The sequence below is a fragment of the Bradyrhizobium sp. USDA 4506 genome (genome assembly GCF_054058795.1).
The window spans coordinates 1,538,084-1,557,224 of sequence record NZ_JBSSBM010000002.1; the positions used below are offsets into that span (position 1 = coordinate 1,538,084).

16 protein-coding genes and 1 pseudogene are annotated in these 19,141 nt (G+C 63.8%); 7 read left to right on the forward strand and 10 right to left on the reverse strand.

Annotated elements, in window-relative coordinates; all coding sequences use genetic code 11:
* Positions 1-56: 56 nt before the first annotated feature.
* On the reverse strand, positions 57-1,097 hold the full coding sequence (locus ACVIHF_RS09315) for a hypothetical protein (RefSeq protein WP_456791946.1): 1,041 nt from the start codon (positions 1,095-1,097) through the stop codon (positions 57-59).
* A gap of 328 nt (positions 1,098-1,425) precedes the next feature.
* A complete protein-coding gene (locus ACVIHF_RS09320; RefSeq protein ID WP_016846025.1) occupies positions 1,426-1,692 on the reverse strand; it encodes a hypothetical protein in 267 nt (88 codons plus the stop codon).
* A gap of 546 nt (positions 1,693-2,238) precedes the next feature.
* Between ACVIHF_RS09320 and ACVIHF_RS09325 the strand changes: the two genes are divergently transcribed.
* The gene (locus tag ACVIHF_RS09325; protein WP_253604297.1) at positions 2,239-3,321 is read left to right on the forward strand and encodes an IS630 family transposase; all 1,083 of its coding nucleotides are present in this window, start codon (positions 2,239-2,241) and stop codon (positions 3,319-3,321) included.
* A gap of 152 nt (positions 3,322-3,473) precedes the next feature.
* Here the strand turns inward: ACVIHF_RS09325 and ACVIHF_RS09330 are convergent.
* Positions 3,474-3,572: pseudogene (locus tag ACVIHF_RS09330) on the reverse strand (IS1 family transposase); the annotation flags it as partial.
* A gap of 33 nt (positions 3,573-3,605) precedes the next feature.
* On the opposite strand from ACVIHF_RS09330, the gene dinB reads away from it, so the two are divergent.
* Together dinB and ACVIHF_RS09340 are read left to right on the forward strand one after the other, a co-directional pair.
* On the forward strand, positions 3,606-4,853 hold the full coding sequence (dinB, locus tag ACVIHF_RS09335; protein ID WP_253609305.1) for a DNA polymerase IV: 1,248 nt from the start codon (positions 3,606-3,608) through the stop codon (positions 4,851-4,853).
* A gap of 114 nt (positions 4,854-4,967) precedes the next feature.
* Positions 4,968-5,177, forward strand: a complete 210-nt coding sequence (locus ACVIHF_RS09340) for a hypothetical protein (RefSeq protein ID WP_253609304.1) — start codon at positions 4,968-4,970, stop codon at positions 5,175-5,177.
* Between the two features lie 81 nt (positions 5,178-5,258).
* Here ACVIHF_RS09340 and pyk read toward each other — a convergent pair whose 3' ends face one another.
* The 6 genes from pyk to ACVIHF_RS09370 all read right to left on the reverse strand — a co-directional run bounded on the left by pyk (position 5,259) and on the right by ACVIHF_RS09370 (position 11,734).
* Positions 5,259-6,674 (reverse strand): pyruvate kinase, encoded by a 1,416-nt coding sequence (pyk, locus tag ACVIHF_RS09345; protein WP_253609303.1) that lies wholly within the window; start codon positions 6,672-6,674, stop codon positions 5,259-5,261.
* A gap of 3 nt (positions 6,675-6,677) precedes the next feature.
* Positions 6,678-7,973, reverse strand: a complete 1,296-nt coding sequence (locus ACVIHF_RS09350) for a glycerate kinase type-2 family protein (protein ID WP_253609302.1) — start codon at positions 7,971-7,973, stop codon at positions 6,678-6,680.
* Between the two features lie 30 nt (positions 7,974-8,003).
* Positions 8,004-9,362 (reverse strand): oxalate/formate MFS antiporter, encoded by a 1,359-nt coding sequence (gene oxlT / locus ACVIHF_RS09355; RefSeq protein WP_456791947.1) that lies wholly within the window; start codon positions 9,360-9,362, stop codon positions 8,004-8,006.
* A gap of 65 nt (positions 9,363-9,427) precedes the next feature.
* On the reverse strand, positions 9,428-10,210 hold the full coding sequence (locus ACVIHF_RS09360) for a fumarylacetoacetate hydrolase family protein (RefSeq protein WP_253609300.1): 783 nt from the start codon (positions 10,208-10,210) through the stop codon (positions 9,428-9,430).
* Positions 10,211-10,215: 5 nt separating this feature from the next.
* Positions 10,216-11,235, reverse strand: coding sequence for a 2-dehydropantoate 2-reductase (locus ACVIHF_RS09365; protein ID WP_456791948.1), 1,020 nt, complete (start codon positions 11,233-11,235; stop codon positions 10,216-10,218).
* A gap of 85 nt (positions 11,236-11,320) precedes the next feature.
* Positions 11,321-11,734 (reverse strand): CBS domain-containing protein, encoded by a 414-nt coding sequence (locus tag ACVIHF_RS09370; protein WP_253610049.1) that lies wholly within the window; start codon positions 11,732-11,734, stop codon positions 11,321-11,323.
* A gap of 238 nt (positions 11,735-11,972) precedes the next feature.
* On the opposite strand from ACVIHF_RS09370, the gene ACVIHF_RS09375 reads away from it, so the two are divergent.
* The 4 genes from ACVIHF_RS09375 to ACVIHF_RS09390 all read left to right on the forward strand — a co-directional run bounded on the left by ACVIHF_RS09375 (position 11,973) and on the right by ACVIHF_RS09390 (position 16,625).
* Positions 11,973-12,821 (forward strand): IclR family transcriptional regulator, encoded by an 849-nt coding sequence (locus tag ACVIHF_RS09375; protein ID WP_253609298.1) that lies wholly within the window; start codon positions 11,973-11,975, stop codon positions 12,819-12,821.
* 181 nt (positions 12,822-13,002) lie between these two features.
* A complete protein-coding gene (gene gcl, locus ACVIHF_RS09380; RefSeq protein WP_456791949.1) occupies positions 13,003-14,790 on the forward strand; it encodes a glyoxylate carboligase in 1,788 nt (595 codons plus the stop codon).
* 36 nt (positions 14,791-14,826) lie between these two features.
* Complete coding sequence (gene hyi / locus ACVIHF_RS09385) at positions 14,827-15,612, forward strand: hydroxypyruvate isomerase (RefSeq protein WP_057017099.1); 786 nt, start codon at positions 14,827-14,829, stop codon at positions 15,610-15,612.
* Between the two features lie 125 nt (positions 15,613-15,737).
* Complete coding sequence (locus ACVIHF_RS09390) at positions 15,738-16,625, forward strand: 2-hydroxy-3-oxopropionate reductase (RefSeq protein WP_168856845.1); 888 nt, start codon at positions 15,738-15,740, stop codon at positions 16,623-16,625.
* A gap of 142 nt (positions 16,626-16,767) precedes the next feature.
* On the opposite strand, the gene ACVIHF_RS09395 is transcribed toward ACVIHF_RS09390, so the two are convergent.
* Positions 16,768-19,128: a xanthine dehydrogenase family protein molybdopterin-binding subunit gene (locus ACVIHF_RS09395; RefSeq protein ID WP_456791950.1), complete on the reverse strand. Its 2,361-nt coding sequence runs from the start codon at positions 19,126-19,128 to the stop codon at positions 16,768-16,770.
* Positions 19,129-19,141 lie beyond the last annotated feature (13 nt).

Consider the following 19,141-nt stretch of genomic DNA (forward strand, 5'->3'; position numbering starts at 1 on the left):
TGGGGTTGTTTTCGATATTTTGGCAGCTCGCCCCTGCGACTTGACCTCGCCACGATCTAGTTCGGCATCAGCACGGCATCGACGCGGCGGCTGTTTCGTGTGCTGATGACGATGGCGCCGTTGCGGGTGGCGAATCTCGCACCGAGAAGCCGCGGCACCTTCTCCGTCAGCGATGAAGGCAGCGGAATCATTCCGCCGGTGATGGGATCACCGACATTGATCGGCGCGACAGCTGCGCCGGCCGAAGGCGCGGCCTTGATGTACTCTCTTATCAACTGAATCTCTTCACGCGAGAGGCTGAGCGCGGCCTGTTCGCCTGCGCCGTCAGGCAGCTTCTTTTCCGCCTCGGCCTTGTCTTGCGCATCTTGCTGCTGGGCAGCCTCGCGTTTTGCGACTTCGACCTGTTCGAGTCTGGTGAGGCGTTCCCTCAGCGGCGCGATCTCCCGCCGCAACGCGGCCATGTCCGACTTCAGCGAAGAAAGCTGACCAAGCGCAATCGCGGCGGCAACGCAAGCGACGACCGAGATCAGGCTGAGGCAAGCCACCGCCAGCCCCGTCAATCCGCCTCGACGATCGGCACGACGATCCCGGACATCCTCCGCGGATCGCCGTTGCCGCGCGGCGGCGAATTTCGGCTTGATCGTGCCGAGGAAGCTGACCAGACCGGACAGCCGCGCAGCCACCGCCCGGTTCGCCTCTTGAAAGGAGCCGAATGCAGGCGCCGGGACGATCGGAGAGTGCGCCGAGGGAATGTCGGGAGCAGTAGTCGAACGGCCCTCGCCGGATGGCTGGCGGCCATCGTGGTCCTCGCGCGTCATGCCGGGGAGCTCGAGATCAACGTCGTCGGGACGGTCGATCGCAGTATCCGCAACGTAATGGCGCGTGTCGGCCGCAGCGGCGTCCAATCGTTCCGTTTCCTGTCGATCGGGTCCGTGTTCGATGCGGGCGGCTTCAAGCGAGCGCCACAGCGAGAGCCCCGAATCGGTGATCTGCAGGCCCGCGTCGTTGATCGATGCCCATCCCGATTGGAAGACGTCGGCGTCGCCAAGCTCGGACGGCCGCTTCGACTGCGTGGCTTCATCGCCGGCCGCGATCATGCGCTTGACCTCGCGGCTGACCTCGTCGATCGCGATCCGCTGCCCGGGCCTTGCGGCCAGCACACTCAGGATCGCCAGATTGAACCTCATGCGGCGCCTCGCGATACCCCATCAACCGGCCGTGCCGCCGTTCCGCTCCCGTGCAGGCGACGTGCGAGCCTCAGCGGGGTCGAAGCGGATCAATCATGTCGGCGCGGACGTCGGTCAGTCAGGGAGTCAAGCAAGTGTACCGGCTCGCCGAGGGGCAAACAATCCGGCACCAGACCTACGACAGATGGATAAGTCGGCCCGCAAACGACACGCGTCGGGATCGCGTTCGTTGCGCGCCTCAGAGAAACTCGCGAAGCCTGGAAAGCTCGATCACATGCTCGGGTGACAGCACGTCGGGGACGAGGGGAGGCTGCGACTTGGTCCGGATCTCGTAAAGATGTCGCGTCTTCTCGGGCTTGCCCATGAAATCCCGAATGCATTGGTCGAGCGTTCCGTTGACGACCATATAGGGCGCGCGATCCTCTCGCCTGGAGTTGTTGAGAGAAGGCCATTTGTAAAGGTGGGCCGCAGCTTGGAAGTCCACCTGATGGGATTGGTCGGTCATTGCAAAATATCTACCCGAAAAAGCCCTGCGCGGCAAAGTCAGCCGGCTGGTGAGTGAGCTGGTGCGGCAATACGCGCAAGCTGCGTGCGGTCGTGCATCGCAGAAGCCGCCGTCATGCTCTCGAACGATCCACGGATGTGCCTCGCGTCGATGCCTCGCAGCAACTCCCACTTCGATCTCTCGCGGGCCGAGATCGGGGGCGATGGGGCGAACCCGGCTGAACGAAGCGCCGGCAGATCGCGGCGCGGTACGCGCGCGCGGGTCGCAACGCGCGTTGACGACCTGGCGTCGTTCGCGGCGCCAGCGGCCGCGACGACGTTGGTGGGTTGACACGATTTCAGAATGTTCCTATTTTGTTCTAATGTCAGTTAGGAACTAACCGACGCGTGCTGGCTTCACGTTCCATGAACGTCCTGAAAGAATACCTAGAACTGGCTGAGCGTTGCCGTAGCGCAAAACTCGATACTAGTGTCCTGAATCAAAAGTTCGGCGGACTCCAAATCGACTCGATGATAGCGGACTCTCCTGATTTGGGGAGGATTGGCGATGGGTCGGCGCTTTGCTCCGCTGGAGCTTGATGAGGTGGAACGTGCTGAGTTGACATCGTTGGCGTCGCGTCGAAGCACTGCTCAGGCGTTGGCGCTGCGGGCTCGGATCGTCCTGGCCTGTGCTGAGGGCGAGCAGAGCAAGGTCGTGGCGGCCCGTTTGGCTGTCGATCCCGACACGGTCGGCAAATGGCGGCGGCGGTTCTCCGAGCATCGGCTTGAAGGTCTTTGGGACGAGCCGCGATCGGGGACGCCACGCACGATTGAGGATGCCCGGATCGAGGCGGTGATCGTTCGCACCCTTGAGACCCAGCCTCCCGGGGCCACCCACTGGAGTTCGCGCAGCATGGCGCGGGCCAGCGGGCTGTCAGTCTCAACAGTACAGCGTATATGGCGCGCTTTCGGCTTGCAGCCGCATCGGTTGGAGACCTTCAAGCTCTCAACCGACCCCGACTTTGTCGCCAAGGTTCGCGACATCGTCGGCCTTTACGTAGCTCCGCCCGAGCGCGCCATCGTACTGTGTGTCGATGAGAAGTCGCAAATCCAGGCGCTGGATCGCAGCCAGCCCATGCTGCCCATGCGACCTGGCCAGCCGGCGCGCCGTAGTCACGACTACAAACGCCATGGCGTCACCTCGCTGTTTGCCGCCCTCGACGTCGCAACCGGCCGGGTCATTGGCAAATGCTATGGACGCCATCGTGCCAAAGAGTTCCGCAAGTTTCTCGATGAGATCGAAGCTGCGGTTCCAGACGATCTGGACGTCCACCTCGTCATGGACAATTACGCAACCCACAAGACGCCGTTGATCCGCAACTGGCTGGCAAAGAGGCCGCGCTGGCACGTCCACCTGACGCCAACCAGTTCATCCTGGCTCAATCAGGTCGAACGCTTCTTTGCACTCATCACCGAGCGTAAGATTAGGCGCGGCATCTATCGCAGTGTGGCGGCGCTACGGGCCGAGATTGCCTCCTTCATCGACCATCACAACGCTGACCCAATGCCGTTCCGATGGACCAAATCAGCTGACGACATTCTCGGCTCAATCGAACGCTTCTGCGCTTACAATCTGCCCGCCAAGGCATAAAATGCCATGAACTTTTGGTTCAGGACACTAGGGACCGATCCGATCGATACGTGCTTGAGTCGCTTGAACACAGCTATAGGGTGCTTGCGCAAAGCACAGTTGTACTGCGCCGATCGAGGAGAGCTTTGGCGAGACTTCGCGGCAAAACCACCTCAGTTCGTGGTCGTTAGATGTTTTTTATAGGGGCCGCGCTTCTTCGGTGCCCCTTCGCGCTTGTCGATCAGCGTCACGATATCAGCCATTTCCACCGGCGGCTTCGGTCAGGTCAGGGATGAGGGGTCGAGATGGCAGCCGCAGCCACCATCCTTCATGCGGACCTGGATGCATTTTACGCATCGGTCGAGCAACTGCTCGAGCCCTCGCTGCGCGGCAAGCCGATCGCGGTCGGGGGCGGGGTTGTGCTGGCGGCGTCCTATGAGGCCAAGGCCTTCGGGGTGCATGGCGGCATGTCGGGGCGGGAAGCGCGCCAACTGTGCCCGCAACTCGTTTTCGTCGGCGGCCATTTCAGCGATTACCAGCGGCTGGGTGACGCGGCCATCAAGGTGATCGGCGACTTCACGCCGCTGGTCGAGCGAATTTCGATCGACGAGGCGTTTGCGGATGTTGCCGGCTGCACTCACCTGTTCGGAACGCCTGCCGAAATAGCCGCGTCGATCCGGTGGCGCGTGCGCAGCGAGCTCGGCCTTCCGATCTCGGTCGGCGTCGCCCGCACCAAGCATCTGGCGAAGATCGCCTCGCAGGTCGCAAAGCCCGACGGACTCGTCGTCGTTGATCCCGCCGCCGAGCTAAGCTTCCTTCACGAATTGCCGGTTGAGTTGATGTGGGGGGTAGGGCCGGTGACCAAGACCCGGTTGGACGCGATCGGCGTTGCGACGATCGGTCAGCTCGCCAAATTGTCGGAACGGTCGCTGACCCACTTGCTCGGTCCGGCAGCGGGCGAGAAACTCGCCGCGCTGGCTTGGAATCGCGATCCGCGACAGCTCAAGCCACACCGGCGCGCGCGATCGGCGGGGGCACAATCGGCGCTTGGCCGAAAGCCTGCGATCGAGCAAGTCATCCGGCCCACGCTGCTTCATCTCGCCGACCGCGTCGCCACGCGGCTTCGGGCGAAATCACGGCCTGGACGAACCGTGACGGTGCGCGTCCGTTTCGCCGACCTGAAGTCGGTGACGCGCTCGATGACGCTCGATGCGCCGGTGTGCACGACCATCGTCCTGGCCCGGCTCGCCGAGAATCTCGTGCGCGCTGCTCTTGCCGACCATCCCGGCGAGAAGATCATCTCGCTGCTGGCGATCTCGGTTTCGCATCTCGAGGAGCATTGGGATCTTGCATTGGAGCTTCCACTCGGACTGGAGGACGAAGCGCTTCGGCCTGGAAGTCCGACAGGGATGGCCCGCTGGGCAGCGGACCGTGCGATCGACAGGATCCGCGATCGCTTTGGCTGGGAGGCGATCGGATATGGTTCAGTCGCGCTGGAGGCGGTTCATTCGGTGCCCGACGCGTTTCGCAAGCTTGCCGAGAGAGACCTTTAACGCTCGCCGGTTCACGTATCCGTCACTGCATTAAGAAAAGGCAATTTGGAATCGCGCGCTTGTGAGTGGCGACCCCGTACGGCCGGCCTATTTTGAGCCTGCGGAGGGACAGCCATGAAGCACAGCGCCGAACTGATCCAGACGATGCGCAATGCGTTGGATGCGGTCATGGCAAGCGTGCCGGCGGATCAATCCGTGTTCGGTCTCAAGGCCGCTGTTGCGGAATGCATCCTGCGAGCCGCAGCTCACGGCCAGACATCGTTCGACGGGCTCGTGACGTCGGCATCCGATCAGCTTCAGTCGATCATCTCGATGCTGACCTAGGCGATCGGGATGCGCGCGACCGTCGCGTTCGCCTTGCCGCACTGTGCGCTGATGATGCAATCGCTCGGGCCGACGGTACTCTCAGGGCAGCGATACGACCCGTAGATTGTTGGTTGTTCCCGCTTGTCCAAAGGGAATGCCGGCGACAACGACCAGCAGATCGCGGCTCGATGCAAACTGCTCTGCATGCGCGAATGCAGTTGCACGCTCGACCATCTCCTCATAGCTCTGAACGTCGCCGGAAAGCACGCTGTGAGCGCCCCAAAGCAGGCACAAGCGGCGGGACACTTCGCGGCTTGGGGTGATGGCGAGGATGGGGCGGCTCGGCCGCTTGCGCGCGACGCGTGCGGCCGTGGTACCGCTCGAGGTGTAGGCCACAATGGCCGCGGCGTGAACGACGGAGGCGAGATCGGCCGCTGCCGTGGCCACGGCATGCGGTGGCGTCTGCTCTTCGCCGGGCTGGGTCGCCTCGACGATCGAGCGGTACATCTTGTGTTGTTCGGTGCTGCGGATGATGCGGTCCATCATCTCGACCGCCTCGCGCGGATATCGGCCTGTCGCGGACTCCGCCGACAGCATCACTGCGTCTGCGCCGTCATAGATGGCGGTCGCAACGTCGGAGACTTCCGCACGCGTCGGCGTCGGGGCGGCGACCATCGAGTCCAGCATTTGCGTGGCGACGATCACGGGCTTCACCGCGAGACGGCAGGCCCGCACCAACTCCTTCTGGCGCCCCGGCACGTCCTCATGCGGGATTTCGACGCCGAGATCTCCCCGCGCAACCATGATGGCGTCGCACAACTGGATGATATCGTCGATCCGTTCGAGCGCTGCCGGCTTCTCGATCTTGGCCATCAGACCGGCGCGGTCCCCAACGAGGCCTCTCGCTTCGATGATATCCGAGGGCTTCTGCACGAACGACAGGGCAACCCAATCCACGCCAAGTTTCAGGCCGAACTCCAGATCGAGGCGATCCTTCGCGGTCAGCGGTGAAAGATCGAGGACCGTCCCCGGCAGATTGACGCCCTTGTGATTCGAGATCGTGCCACCGACGATCACCTTGGCTTCGATGAAATCGTCACCGAGCCCGGTAACGCGAACGCGGACCCTGCCGTCGTCGATCAGAAGGTCATGGCCGGGGGCAACGGCGGCAAAGATCTCCCGATGCGGGAGGGGAATTGCGGTTCGGTCGCCTTCCGATCCGGACAAGACGAACCGAATGGTCTCTCCGGCCACCGCGGTGATCTTTCCATCGCGCAAGGTGCCGACGCGGATCTTCGGGCCCTGGAGGTCCATCAGGATGCCGATCGGCCGGCCGACCTCCTGTTCCAGCTTTCGGATCGCTGCGTGAATGCGTGCGTGATCGCTCTGCGTTCCGTGACTGAAGTTCAGGCGGAACGTATCGACGCCAGCCAGCAGCAGCGCCTCGAGCATCTCGGGGGAACTGCTTGCTGGACCAACGGTTGCAACGATCTTGGCTCGTCGATGACGACGCATGGATCACCTCGTCGGTGGTTGGCCGGCTGCGATCAGCACGGCACGGATATCATTGACGTTCGTAAGCGTCGGCCCGGTGCGCACGAGGTCTCCAAGGCGGTCGAAGAACGTGTAGCTGTCATGGGCAGCCAGATGCGCCCGCGCGTCAAGCAGATTCGCGGCGGCGCGCCGCAGCGTATCCGGACCGATCAAAGCGCCAGCCGCATCTTCCGTTCCATCAATTCCATCGCTGTCGCCCGCAACGGCCCAGATATCGGATGCGCCGGACAGGGCGACGGCAAGCCCCAGCAGGAATTCGGTGTTGCGGCCGCCGCGTCCCGCCGGACCGCGCCCGATCGTCACCGTCGTCTCGCCTCCGGACAGCAGCACCGCGGGGGCAGGGCCCGGCTGTGCATGCCCCGCGACCGACCGGGCGATGCCGGCCATCACGGTTCCGAGTTCCCGTGCCTCGCCCTCGATCGCGTCTCCAAGGATGATCGGCGTCAGGCCTTCGTCCCGGGCGGCGTTGGCCGCAGCGTCAAGCGCATGAAATGGAGCGGCAAGGATGCGGACGTCGGCATCGATCTCGCCGGGCTTGGGTGTCTCGTCAGCTTGTTCAAGCACAAGCCGCGCCGCTTCCGGCAGGTCGATGGCAAACCGGCCAACGATCTCCAGCGCAGCGGCTTTTGTGCTGCTGTCCGGCAGCGAGGGACCGGAGGCAATCGCCGCGGGATCGTCGCCGGGAATGTCTGAGATCACAAGGGTCGTGACGCGGGCGGGACGGGCGGCCAGCGCCAGCCGACCGCCCTTGATCGCGGACAGATGTTTGCGGACGACGTTCATCTCGGCAATCGTCGCGCCGCTTGCAAGGAGTGCCCGGTTGACCGCCTGCTTGTCGGCGAGAGTCATCGGAGATGCTGGCAGGGTCATCAGCGCCGAGCCACCGCCGGACATCAGGGCGATGACGAGATCGTCTGCTGAAAGCCCCTCGACGGCGTGCAGCATGCGAAGGGCCGCGGCCTTGCTCGTGTCATCCGGCACGGGGTGAGACGCTTCGAGCACTTCGATACGGCCGGCTGGAACCGAATGGCCGTGGCGCGTGACGACGACGCCGGAAAGCGCGACGTCAGGCCATGCCGCGTCGAGGCCCGCAGCCATTGCCGCCGACGCCTTACCCGCGCCGACGACGATGCATCTGCCCCTCGGCTTTGCCGGCAGGGCGTCGGCAATCGTGATCCTCGGATCGGCGCTGGCGATGGCGGCGTCGAAGATTCGCCGCAGGGCGGTCCGAGCCCGCACATCCGTCCATCTGTCGTTCAATCGCTTGCGCTCCGGCCGATAGGTCTCTTGTTATGGCGCCTTCTCGAGACGGTCGTAAGACATGGGTGCCTCAAGTCGACCGCCTTCACCGGGAAAGACCTTTGCGCGAGCGATTGCGGCACTTGCCGTCGCTTCACTGCCGAGAATGAACGCGCGCCGCATCGGCTTGATCAGGAACAACGCGGTGAGGGCAGCGGTCGCATTGAGTGCAACCGCGACGATGAACACGGCCTGCCAGCCGAGCTGGGAAGAGATGATGCTCGCGAGCGGCACGAGCAGCGCCGCCGTGCCCTTCGCCGTGTAGAGCATGCCGTTGTTGGTGGTTGCATATTTGGCGCCGAACGTGTCGCCCGACGTCGCGGGAAACAGGCTGTAGATTTCGCCGAAGACGCCGAAATAGATCGCCGTGGCCAGCACGAAGACAACCGGAATGTGACCGTAGGTGGACAGCGTCAGCAACATCAGCGCCGCTGTCGCGAACGCGATGAACATCGTGTGCTCGCGCCCGATATTGTCGGAGACCCAGCCAAAGAGCGGACGGCCGAAACCGTCGAAGACGCGATCGAGCGAGATGGCAAACGTCAGTGCCGCCATCTGGAAGCCCGCCAGAGTGACCGGCGCGTCCGCGATCTTGAAGTCATGGGCGATCGGCCCGATTTGCGCGGCGGTCATCAAGCCGCCGGAAGCCACCATGACGAACACCACGTACATGACCCAGAAGACCGGGGTGCGCAACACCTGGGGCGGAGTGTAGTCGATCGCACTCTGCGGCAGATTGAGACGCTTTTTCCTGGGTGCTTCGACGCCATGCGGTGGCCGGACGAACCAGGCCAGCAGGATGACGATGAGGCCTTGTCCGATCCCGAAGGTCAGGAAGGTGCTCTGGTAGCCGCTGGCGGCAATCATGTTGGCAATCGGTACGACGGTGAGGGCCGCACCGGCGCCAAACCCGGCGGCGGTTGCTCCTGCGGCCAGGCCGCGCCGGTCCGGAAACCATTTCAGGGCATTGCCGACGCAAGTGCCGTAGACGGCGCCGGCACCGATGCCCGCGACGACAGCTGCCGCATAAAGCGTGACGAGAGAGGAGGCGTATGAGTTCATGATCCAGGCCAACCCGATCATCAGCCCGCCGAACATGATGACGATGCGGGGGCCGTATTTGTCCACGAACCAGGCCTCCACCGGCACAAGCCAAGTCTCCGTCATCACGAAAATCGTGAAGGCGAGCTGGATGGCCGGACGGCCCCAGTGAAACTTCGCGTCGATCGGATCAACGAACAGCGTCCAGCCATATTGCAGGTTGGCGATCATCGCCATGCAGACGATGCCGATCGCCAGTTGCAGCCAGCGGAAGCCGCCGGGCGATGATGCCGGGTTCGTGGAGATCATGTACGCTCCTAAGGCAGATAATCGTCGTTTGGGCCGGCTGCGTCGGGTTGTCGTCCCGCCGCAGCCTACTGACGGAATTCGTTGGTCAACTCGCCGATTCCGTCGATCGCGACGGTGACCGTGTTGACGGGCTCCTTCATCACCCCGACGCCAATCGATGTCCCGCAGCAGATCAGGTCGCCCGGCAACAGCGTCATGTCGTGCGAGATCTTGCTGACCAGCGTCTGTGCGCTGAAGATCATGTCCGCGATCGGGTAGTTCTGGCGCTCGACGCCGTTCAGAATGGTGCGCACCACGAGGCGTGCGGGGTCGAGGCCTGACGCAATCACGGGGCCGAACGGGCCGTATCCATCGAAGCCCTTGGCCCGCGCCCATTGCGGGAAGGTCGGGTCGCGATTGAGGATGTCCGCGGCGGTGACGTCGTTGGTGCAGGTGTAGCCGAAGATGAAGGCGTCGGCCTGCTCGGGCGCGACCGCCGTGCAGCTCTTGCCGATGACGATGCCGAGTTCACCTTCGTAGGTCGTCTTGCCATCATAGCCCAAGGGACGCCTGATGACGGCACCAGGCGCGGTGACGCTGGTCGGCGCCTTCAACAGGTACAGCGGTTCGGCAGGCTCAGGTGATTTCAGCTTCTCCGCAAGCGCGTGAAAATTGTTCCAGAGCGCGATGACCTTGCTCGGTTGCGTCGGGGCGAGCAGCTCGACGTTGTCCAGCGCCAGCGTTTGTCCAGTCGGTCGCATGTCGCCGAACATGTCCCCTTCGTGCACGGAGATGCCGGATGGAATGAGTTGCCCGAAGCCGATTTCGGCATGGTGGCGGAAGCGGACCCAGCGCGTAACATTGCTCATCGGGATCACGCCACCGCCAGCGTTTCTGCTGCTGCGGCGCCGGCCGCCCCGTCATAGAGGCCGGCCAGCCTGGTGCGCTGCGCGACCAGGGCCAGCACCGCATCGAGGGCGGGCGTCGCGATTCCTGTCATCCGGCCCATCTCCTGCACCACGGTGATCAACGGATCGATCTCGACCGGACGTCCGCGCTCGAGATCCTGCAGCATCGAGGTCTTGTGCGCGCCGACCTTGCGCGCACCTTCGATGCGGCGTTCGACATCGACCCGAAACTTGACGCCGAGGCTTTCCGCGATCGCCTGGGCCTCCAGCATGATCGCCCGGGACAGCGCGCGCGTGCCCGGATTGCTGCAGATCACGTCGAGCGTCGCGTGGGTGAGGGCGCTGATCGGGTTGAAACAGACGTTGCCCCACAGCTTGAGCCAGATCTCGTCACGGATACGGTCGAGGACCGGAGCTTTCATGCCCGCGGCCACGAACAGCTCGGAAAGTTTCTGGACGTCGGATGTGATCTCGCCGGAGGGCTCGCCCAGCGGAAAGTTGTTGCCGTAGACATGGCGGATCACGCCGGGCGCCTCGATTTCGGTGGCGGGGTACACCACGCAGCCGATGGCGCGCTCGGGGCCGAGCTCGTTCCACTGCTGACCGCCAGGATCGATGCTCTCGAGCGTCGATCCTTCGTGCCGACCACCGTGCTTGTGGAAATACCAATAGGGAATGCCGTTGACGGCGGTGACGATGCGGGTCCGATCGCCCAGCAGCGCCCGCATCGGCTCGATGACGCCAGTGATCGAATGCGCCTTGAGGCAAATGATGACGTAATCCTGCTCGCCGAGTTCGGCGGGGTTATCGGTGCAGCGAGGATGCACGACGCGCTCCTCGTCGCCGATCAGGAGCTTCAGGCCGTTCTGCCGCATTGCGGCGAGATGCGCACCCCGCGCGACCAGGCTGACGTCGGCACCAGCGCGCACAAATTCGACACCGAGATAGCCGCCGATCGCGCCGGCGCCGTAGATGCAGATTCTCATTCGATCCTCGCAAGCAGAGTGGGGACACAGCAGGAGCCGCAGCGGCTCGAACCGAGTAGCGTGGCAATGGCCTTGGGAAAGTCCGTCAGGCCGCGCAGGCGGCTTCCTCGTAAGCAAGGGTGATGTCCCGCATGCTCACGACGCTGACGAGCCGGCCGTTGTCGATGACGGGGACATGGCGGATCCCATGACGGGCCATGAGGCGCTCGACATCCGTGAGCGCATCTTGCGAATTGCAGGATAGCAGCGGCCGCGGCGAGATGAACTGCGCGACTTTCATGGCAAGTCCATTGGTGCCGCGCTCGGCGATCACAGCGACGACGTCGCGCTCGCTGAACATTCCGATCACGGCGGCGTCCTTGCTGCGCGAGGCGTTCCTGACCACGAGGGCGCCGACATTGCTCGCGTACATCAGGTTCGCCGCAATGCTTACGGTTTCGTTCGAGCCGATCGTCACCACGTGCGCATTGTTGGCGCGAAGGATGTCCCCGACGTACATGGCATCGTCCTCCCGGTTGTTTGTTTGGATCGTCGTGAAATGATCGTGGTATACATTATCCCAGAAGTCAAACAAAAGAATCGAGCCATTTGGTAAGAAGAATGGCAAAAATACTGACCTATTCGCGAATATTGTCGCCTTGACTCCAGGGTCTTTTGGTATGCCATATGCCAATTGTGGCACTCGTTCTCGACGAGCAATTTCGTTCTGAACTGCAACCGGTTAGGGGCAAGTCGTGATGAAAAGAGAGCCGATCCGGCGCAAGCCGTCCGACCCCGATCTTCGCGCGCAGCCGGAGCCGGACGCGCGCGACGGCGGTGTTCAGTCCGTTGATCGCGCCATGCAAATCCTGGAGACACTTGCAGAGGATGATGAAGGCTATCGGCTGACCGATCTGGCGATCCGTACCGGCCTGTCGCCCTCGACCGTTCATCGTCTGCTGACCACGCTCGAGAACCGCAGGTTCGTGCAGTTCGACCGCGAGGAGTCCAAGTGGCACATCGGCGCGCAAAGCTTCGTGGTCGGCTCTACCTTCGTGCGCCGGCGGAATTTTGCCGCGCAGGCGCTGCCTTATCTGCGCAAGCTGCGCGACCAGACCAGGGAAACGGCCAACCTTGCGGTGGTCGATGACGAATCCATCATCGTCGTGTCCCGCATCGAAAGCCGCGAGATCATGCGCTCGCTGACCAAGGTGGGCGGGCGCGTCGCAATGATCGCCTCGGGAGTGGGCAAGGCGGTGCTGGCTACCTATTCCGATGCCGACGTGAATGCGATCATTCGCCGTCAGGGCATGCCGCGGCTGACGGAAAAATCGATCGTGCGGCCCGGCGAGTTGTTCAAGGAATTGGAGAGCGTGCGGCGTCAGGGTTATGCGGTGGATGATGAAGAGGCGCGCCTCGGGCTGCGCTGCGTGGCCGCGGTCGTCTTCAACGATTGCAACGAGCCATATGCCGCGATCTCGGTATCCGGCATGGCGGACAGGCTGACGAACGAACGCTTGCCCGAGATCGGTACGATCGTGCACCGGATCGCAGCCGAACTCACGGCCGAACTTCGCGGGAACCGCACGCAGCAAACGCAGGCGTAGGGCGGGCTGCAATTCCGTCCGCAACAATTTCCATTTCTACACTGACGCTAATCGTTTGAAGACGCGCAAGAAATCGCGAGCGTTGCCACAGCGCGGAAATTCCAATCGATTGCGTTGAGATCGATGCTCGCGGGCCTGATGATCCTGCTCAGACCAACTCATAGCGAAGCGGGATCATCACATGAAAATGCGAGCAGTCGATGCAGCAGTGCGCATTCTCCAACGCGAAGGGATCACGTGCGCATTCGGCGTTCCCGGCGCGGCGATCAATCCGCTTTACTCCGCGCTGAAGCGCAACGGATCGATCAGTCATATCCTGGCACGGCACGTCGAAGGCGCCTCGCATATGGCGGAAGGCTATACCAGGGCGAAGGCGGGCAATATCGGCGTTTGCATCGGCACATCGGGTCCGGCCGGCACCGACATGATCACCGGCCTCTATTCGGCGATCGCGGATTCCATTCCGATCCTCTGCATCACCGGTCAGGCGCCGCGGGCGCGGCTCTACAAGGAGGATTTCCAGGCCGTCGACATCGAGTCGATCGCAAAGCCGGTGACGAAATGGGCCGTCACCGTGCGCGAGCCGGCGCTGGTGCCGCGCGTGTTCAGCCAGGCTTTCCATGTCATGCGGTCGGGGCGGCCGGGACCGGTGCTGATCGATCTTCCGCTCGATGTGCAATTGGCCGAGATCGAGTTCGACGACGAGACCTATTCACCGCTGCCGGTCTACAAGCCGACGGCGACGCGCAAGCAGATCGAGAAGGCGCTCGAGATGCTGAACGCCGCGGAGCGGCCGCTGATCGTGGCCGGCGGCGGCGTGATCAACGCCGATGCGTCCGAGCTGCTGGTCGCCTTCGCCGAAGCGGTCAACGTTCCGGTCGTTCCGACGCTGATGGCATGGGGCGCTATTCCTGACGATCATGCGCTGATGGCAGGCATGGTCGGCTTGCAGACCAGCCATCGCTACGCCAACGCCACGATGCTCGAATCCGATTTCGTGCTTGGCATCGGAAATCGCTGGGCCAACCGGCATACCGGCTCGATCGAGACCTACACGAAGGGCCGCAAATTCGTGCATGTCGACATCGAGCCGACGCAGATCGGACGGGTCTTCAATCCGGACCTCGGTATCGTCTCCGACGCCAAGGCCGCGCTGGAAATGTTCGTGAGCGTCGCCAGGGAGTGGCGGAAGTCCGGGAGGCTGCGCGATCGGCAGGCCTGGCCCGCCGCCTGTCGCGACCGCAAGCGTTCGATGCTGCGCAAGAGCCACTTCGAAAACATCCCGATCAAGCCCCAGCGCGTCTACGAGGAAATGAACAAGGCCTTTGGCCGCGACACCTGCTACGTGACCGTGATCGGATTGTCGCAGATCGCTGGGGCCCAGTTCCTCAACGTCTACAATGCGCGCAACTGGATCAACGCCGGGCAGGCCGGTCCTCTCGGCTGGACACTGCCGGCCGCGCTTGGTGTGCGTGCCGCCGATCCCGACCGCGACATCGTCGCGCTGTCGGGTGACTACGACTTCCAGTTCCTGATCGAGGAGCTCGCGGTCGGGGCGCAGTTCAATCTGCCCTACATCCACGTCGTCGTGAACAATTCATATCTCGGCCTGATCCGGCAGGCGCAGCGCGGCTTCGACATGGACTATCACGTCCAGCTTTCGTTCGAGAACATCAACGCGCCCGAGATCGGCGTTTACGGCGTCGACCACGTGACCGTCGCGGAGGGGTTGGGCTGCAAGGCGATCCGGGTCACCGATCCGAATGACGCGCAGGCGGCGTTCGCGACCGCACGCGAGCTGATGACGAAGCATCGCGTGCCCGTGGTGGTTGAGTTCATTCTCGAGCGAGTCACCAATATCGCCATGGGAACGGAGATCGACAACATCGTCGAGTTCGAGGAGGTGCTCGATCTTCCGCTCGATGACGTGCCGAGTGCGTCACGATCCGGCACGCTGTTGCCGGCCTGACCACATCTTTCAGCGCTTCAAGCGGAGATACGACCCGTGCCTCAATTTGCCGCCAATCTCACCATGCTCTTCAACGAGCTGCCGTTCCTCGATCGGTTCGCGGCCGCCAAGGCGGCCGGCTTCAACGCAGTCGAGTATCTTTTTCCTTATGACTTCGAAAAGGGCGCGTTGCGGGAGGAATTGGCGCGCTGTGGGCTGACCCAGGTGCTGCACAATCTTCCAGCCGGCAACTGGGCCGCCGGTGAGCGTGGCATTGCGATCCTGCGCAATCGGGTCGACGAATTTCGCGACGGCGTGGTGCGCGCGATCGACTACGCAAAGGCGCTGGATTGCCGGCAGCTGAACTGCCTGGTCGGCATCGCTCCAGCCGATACGGATAGGGCAGACCTGCAGGAAGTCCTCGTGTCCAACCTGCGCTTCGCCGCAGGCGCGCTCGCCCAGCATGGCATCAAGCTCCTGGTCGAACCGATCAACACGCTCGATATTCCCGGCTTCTTCCTGAGCCGTACGGAACAGGCGGTGCAGCTCATTTCCGAGGTTGGCTCATCCAATCTGTTCATCCAGTACGACATCTATCACATGCAGATCATGGAAGGTGATATCGCGCGGACCCTGCAGAAGCATCTCGGCCGGATCGCGCATGTCCAGCTCGCCGACAATCCGGGCCGTTATGAACCGGGAACCGGCGAAATCAACTACTCCTATCTGTTCAAGCATCTCGACAGCATCGGGTATCGGGGCTGGATCGGGTGCGAATACAAGCCGCGGACGACCACGCTCGAGAGCCTGGGCTGGCACGCCGCACAGACTTTCGTGACCTAGAGCCTGTTCCGTTGCGATTGAATCGGGACGGAGCTCTGGAATTTTATTTAACGCGGTTTCTTCACGCGAGCCGAGAGTCGCTCGCCGGAAAAACGCCTTCATCCGGCTGACAGGGAGCAACGACAATGAAAGACATCGGATTCATCGGACTTGGCACCATGGGACGTCCGATGGCCGGCCACCTCCTGGCTGCCGGCTATCGCCTGTTCCTGCACGACGTCGTACCTGTTGCGCCTGAGTTGATCGCGGCCGGCGGTATCGCTTGCGAGTCCGCCAAGCAGGTGGCGCAGGAGGCGGACGCCGTGATCATCATGGTACCGGACACTCCGCATGTCGAAGCTGTGCTGTTCGGTCAAGGCGGCGTCGCGGAGGGCATCTCCAAAGGCATGATCGTGACGGATATGAGCTCGATCTCTCCGCTGGCGACGAAGGAGTTTGCACGCTGGATCGATGCGCTCGGGGCCGATTATCTCGACGCGCCGGTCTCCGGCGGCGAAGTTGGTGCAAAGGCGGCCAGCCTGACCATCATGGTCGGCGGGCGGGAGCGGGCGTTCAATGCGATGAAGCCCCTGTTTGAAACGATGGGGAAGAATGTCACGCATGTCGGCGGCAACGGCGACGGCCAGACCACCAAGGTTGCGAACCAGATCATCGTGGCGCTGACCATCGAGGCGGTGAGCGAGGCGTTGCTGTTCGCCTCCAAGGCCGGGGCCGACCCCGCATTGGTGCGCCAGGCGTTGATGGGCGGCTTCGCGTCGTCCCGGATCCTCGAAGTGCACGGCGATCGCATGCTGAAGCGCAATTTTGATCCGGGCTTCCGCATTGAGCTGCATCAGAAGGACCTCAACCTCGCGCTGGAAGGGGCGCGCGCGCTCGGCTTGTCGCTGCCAGGCACTGCCGCAGCCCAGCAGCTGTTCAACGCCTGTACCGCCCTCGGCGGCAAAAGCTGGGACCATTCCGGCATTCTGAGAGCGCTGGAGGTCATGGCGGGCCACGAGGTCGCGGCTGCCTGAGCGCCGCGGAGGGGAATGGACGAAAATATCGTGGGCCTGGTCGGTGCGGGGACGGTAGCGCCTACCTGCCACGGATCAGGCGCCTGGCGCCCAAGTCGGTCGCTCAGCGTTCGGATTGTTTGCTGGGCATTCTCTGATGTCCCTAGGGCCACTGGTGAGGACGAACAAGGTTGTCCGCCCACACCTCGGCAATGTGAGACAGTGCCAGACCCGGCTTGCGCTCGAGCAGAAGCTCGAGCACGCGCGGCGGCGTTAGGGGTAATTCCTGCACCCGCTTTCCTGTCGCGTTGGCAACGGCGCAGGCGACGGTGGCGCCGACATTGAGGATCGGCACCTCGCCGGCGCCCTTGGTGCCGAGCGGCCCCACCGACGGCGCGCCCTCATAGAGGCTGATCTCCACCGGTACGACGTCGAGCGCAAGCGGTACGCGGTAAGTCTCGAAGCCGCTTTGACCGACACGGCCATTGCTGCCGATCGTCACCTCCTCGTGCAGGGCATAGCCCAGGCCCTGCACGACGCCGCCCTGGATCTGGCCGTGGATTGCGCGTGGATTCAGCGCACGGCCGACGTCCTGGACCACGCGATAGCTTCGCACCTCGACATGCCCGGTCTCCGGATCGACGGCGACCTCGCAGTCGTGGACGGCGAAGACGGGGATGTCGATCGCGTCGATGAAATGACCGGCAACGCAACCGGGCATCGCCGGCACGCCGGCGCCGGTGAAGGCGCCGGTGCCGGCGACCGGTCCGCCCAGCGCTTGAGCGCGGGTCGCGACCTCCGCGACGGTGCGGCCGGAGCCCGGCGCGCCCGCGATCTCGATCCGACCATCGCGCATGACGAGATCGCCGGGCGCGGCTTCGATCATCTCGGAGGCGATCCTCAAAAGCTTCGTGCGGACCTCCTGTGCCGCCGACAGGCTGGCGGCGCCGAGCGAGACGGTGGTGCGGCCGCCACCGACGCCGACATCATAACCGGCCGCATCGGTATCGGCGGCGCGGACGATCACTTGCTCGGGCGCGATGCCGAGCGTGCTGGCAACGATCTGCGGCAGGCTCTGCATCATCGAGCCGGATCCGATCTCGACACCCGACGTGACCAGGGTCGCCGTGCCGTCGGCATTCATGTTCACCGTCGCGGCCGATGGGCCGACGAAGACGAACCAGGTGCCGACGGTGGTCGCGCGTCCAAGGAGCTTGCCGTCGGTGCGCGCCGGCAGCGGCGCTGCCGCGTCGCGCAACGTATCCATCCGGTCGAGCATCGGGCCGAGCACATCGCCTTCGAATACCTGGCCGGTGGCGCCGAGATCCTTGTCGCCGAGCACGTTGCGGCGCCGGAAAGCAAGCGGATTCATTCCGATCCGCGCTGCGATCTCGTCGGTGTGCCGCTCGAGCGCGAAGGTGTTGTAGACGCCGTTGCAGCAGCGGAACGCACCGTTCGGCGCCGTGTTGGTGTAGACCGCGCGTGAGACCATGCGCACGCTGCCGAGCCTGTAGTTTCCGCCGAGCGTGTGTGCGGTCATGGTGGTCAGGAAGATCTGTTCGCCGCCATAGGCGCCGCAGTCCATCAGCACGACCGCCTCGCGGCCCACGATTTCTCCGTCGCGCGTCACCGCCGAGCGGATGCGAATATCGGCGTTCTCGCGGAACAGGCAGGTCAGCATCTCGTCCTCGCGGGAATTGACGAGGCGAACCGGCCGGCCGCTGGCGCGGGCGAGGAGGGCGGCGAAGGGCTCAACCGCCAGATCGAATTTGAGACCGAAGCCGCCGCCGACCGGCGGCACAGTGACGCGCACTTGCGATGCCGGCACGCCCAACGCGCGCGCGGTTGCATTGCGGACGCTCCAGGGAACCTGCGTCGACGTCTCGATATGGAAGCGGACGTCCTCGTAGCTTGCGACGACCGCACGCGGCTCGAAGGCCACGTGGTTCTGCCGGCCGACGCGATAGAAACTTTCGACGATCTCGACGTCAGGCCGCGCAAAGGCGGCGTCGACGTCGCCGCGAACGACGGTCGCCTCCCAGGCGACATTGCCCGCACGCGCGCCGCCTTCGACCAGGACCTCATAGCCGCGCCAGTCCGGATGAACCAGCCGCGCATCTGGTGCCAGCGCCTGCGCCATGGTCAGCACCGCGGGGAGTTGCTCGATCTCCACGTCGATCGCCGCAAGCGCAGCCTGCGCCTGCGCCAACGTGACAGCTGCGACCGCGGCAAGCGGTTCGCCGTCGTAGCGAATGACATCGCGGGCGAACAGCGGGTGATCGGCGATGCCGATTCCGATCATGCCGGGCGCGTCTTCTGCCGTCACGATCGCACGTACCCCCGGCATGCGGGCAGCCCTCGACGTGTCGAGACGAATGATCCGCCCCGAGGGCACGCCGGCGCGCAGCACCGCGGCGTGCAGCATGCCCGGCAGATATCGATCGATGGTGTAGCGCGTGCGGCCACGCAGCTTGTCGGCGGCGTCCCGCCGGCGCAGATCCATCGTCGCGGAAACGTCGGACATGCTTGCGCCTCCC

Bases quoted from the DNA above. Each gene is read 5' to 3' on its own strand.
- ACVIHF_RS09315 (WP_456791946.1), bottom strand. From the start codon at position 1,097: ATGATCGCGGCCGGCGATGAAGCCACGCAGTCGAAGCGGCCGTCCGAG.
- ACVIHF_RS09320 (WP_016846025.1), bottom strand. From the start codon at position 1,692: ATGACCGACCAATCCCATCAGGTGGACTTCCAAGCTGCGGCCCACCTT.
- ACVIHF_RS09325 (WP_253604297.1), top strand. From the start codon at position 2,239: ATGGGTCGGCGCTTTGCTCCGCTGGAGCTTGATGAGGTGGAACGTGCT.
- dinB (WP_253609305.1), top strand. From the start codon at position 3,606: ATGGCAGCCGCAGCCACCATCCTTCATGCGGACCTGGATGCATTTTAC.
- ACVIHF_RS09340 (WP_253609304.1), top strand. From the start codon at position 4,968: ATGAAGCACAGCGCCGAACTGATCCAGACGATGCGCAATGCGTTGGAT.
- pyk (WP_253609303.1), bottom strand. From the start codon at position 6,674: ATGCGTCGTCATCGACGAGCCAAGATCGTTGCAACCGTTGGTCCAGCA.
- oxlT (WP_456791947.1), bottom strand. From the start codon at position 9,362: ATGATCTCCACGAACCCGGCATCATCGCCCGGCGGCTTCCGCTGGCTG.
- ACVIHF_RS09360 (WP_253609300.1), bottom strand. From the start codon at position 10,210: ATGAGCAATGTTACGCGCTGGGTCCGCTTCCGCCACCATGCCGAAATC.
- ACVIHF_RS09365 (WP_456791948.1), bottom strand. From the start codon at position 11,235: ATGAGAATCTGCATCTACGGCGCCGGCGCGATCGGCGGCTATCTCGGT.
- ACVIHF_RS09370 (WP_253610049.1), bottom strand. From the start codon at position 11,734: ATGTACGTCGGGGACATCCTTCGCGCCAACAATGCGCACGTGGTGACG.
- ACVIHF_RS09375 (WP_253609298.1), top strand. From the start codon at position 11,973: ATGAAAAGAGAGCCGATCCGGCGCAAGCCGTCCGACCCCGATCTTCGC.
- gcl (WP_456791949.1), top strand. From the start codon at position 13,003: ATGAAAATGCGAGCAGTCGATGCAGCAGTGCGCATTCTCCAACGCGAA.
- ACVIHF_RS09390 (WP_168856845.1), top strand. From the start codon at position 15,738: ATGAAAGACATCGGATTCATCGGACTTGGCACCATGGGACGTCCGATG.
- ACVIHF_RS09395 (WP_456791950.1), bottom strand. From the start codon at position 19,128: ATGTCCGACGTTTCCGCGACGATGGATCTGCGCCGGCGGGACGCCGCC.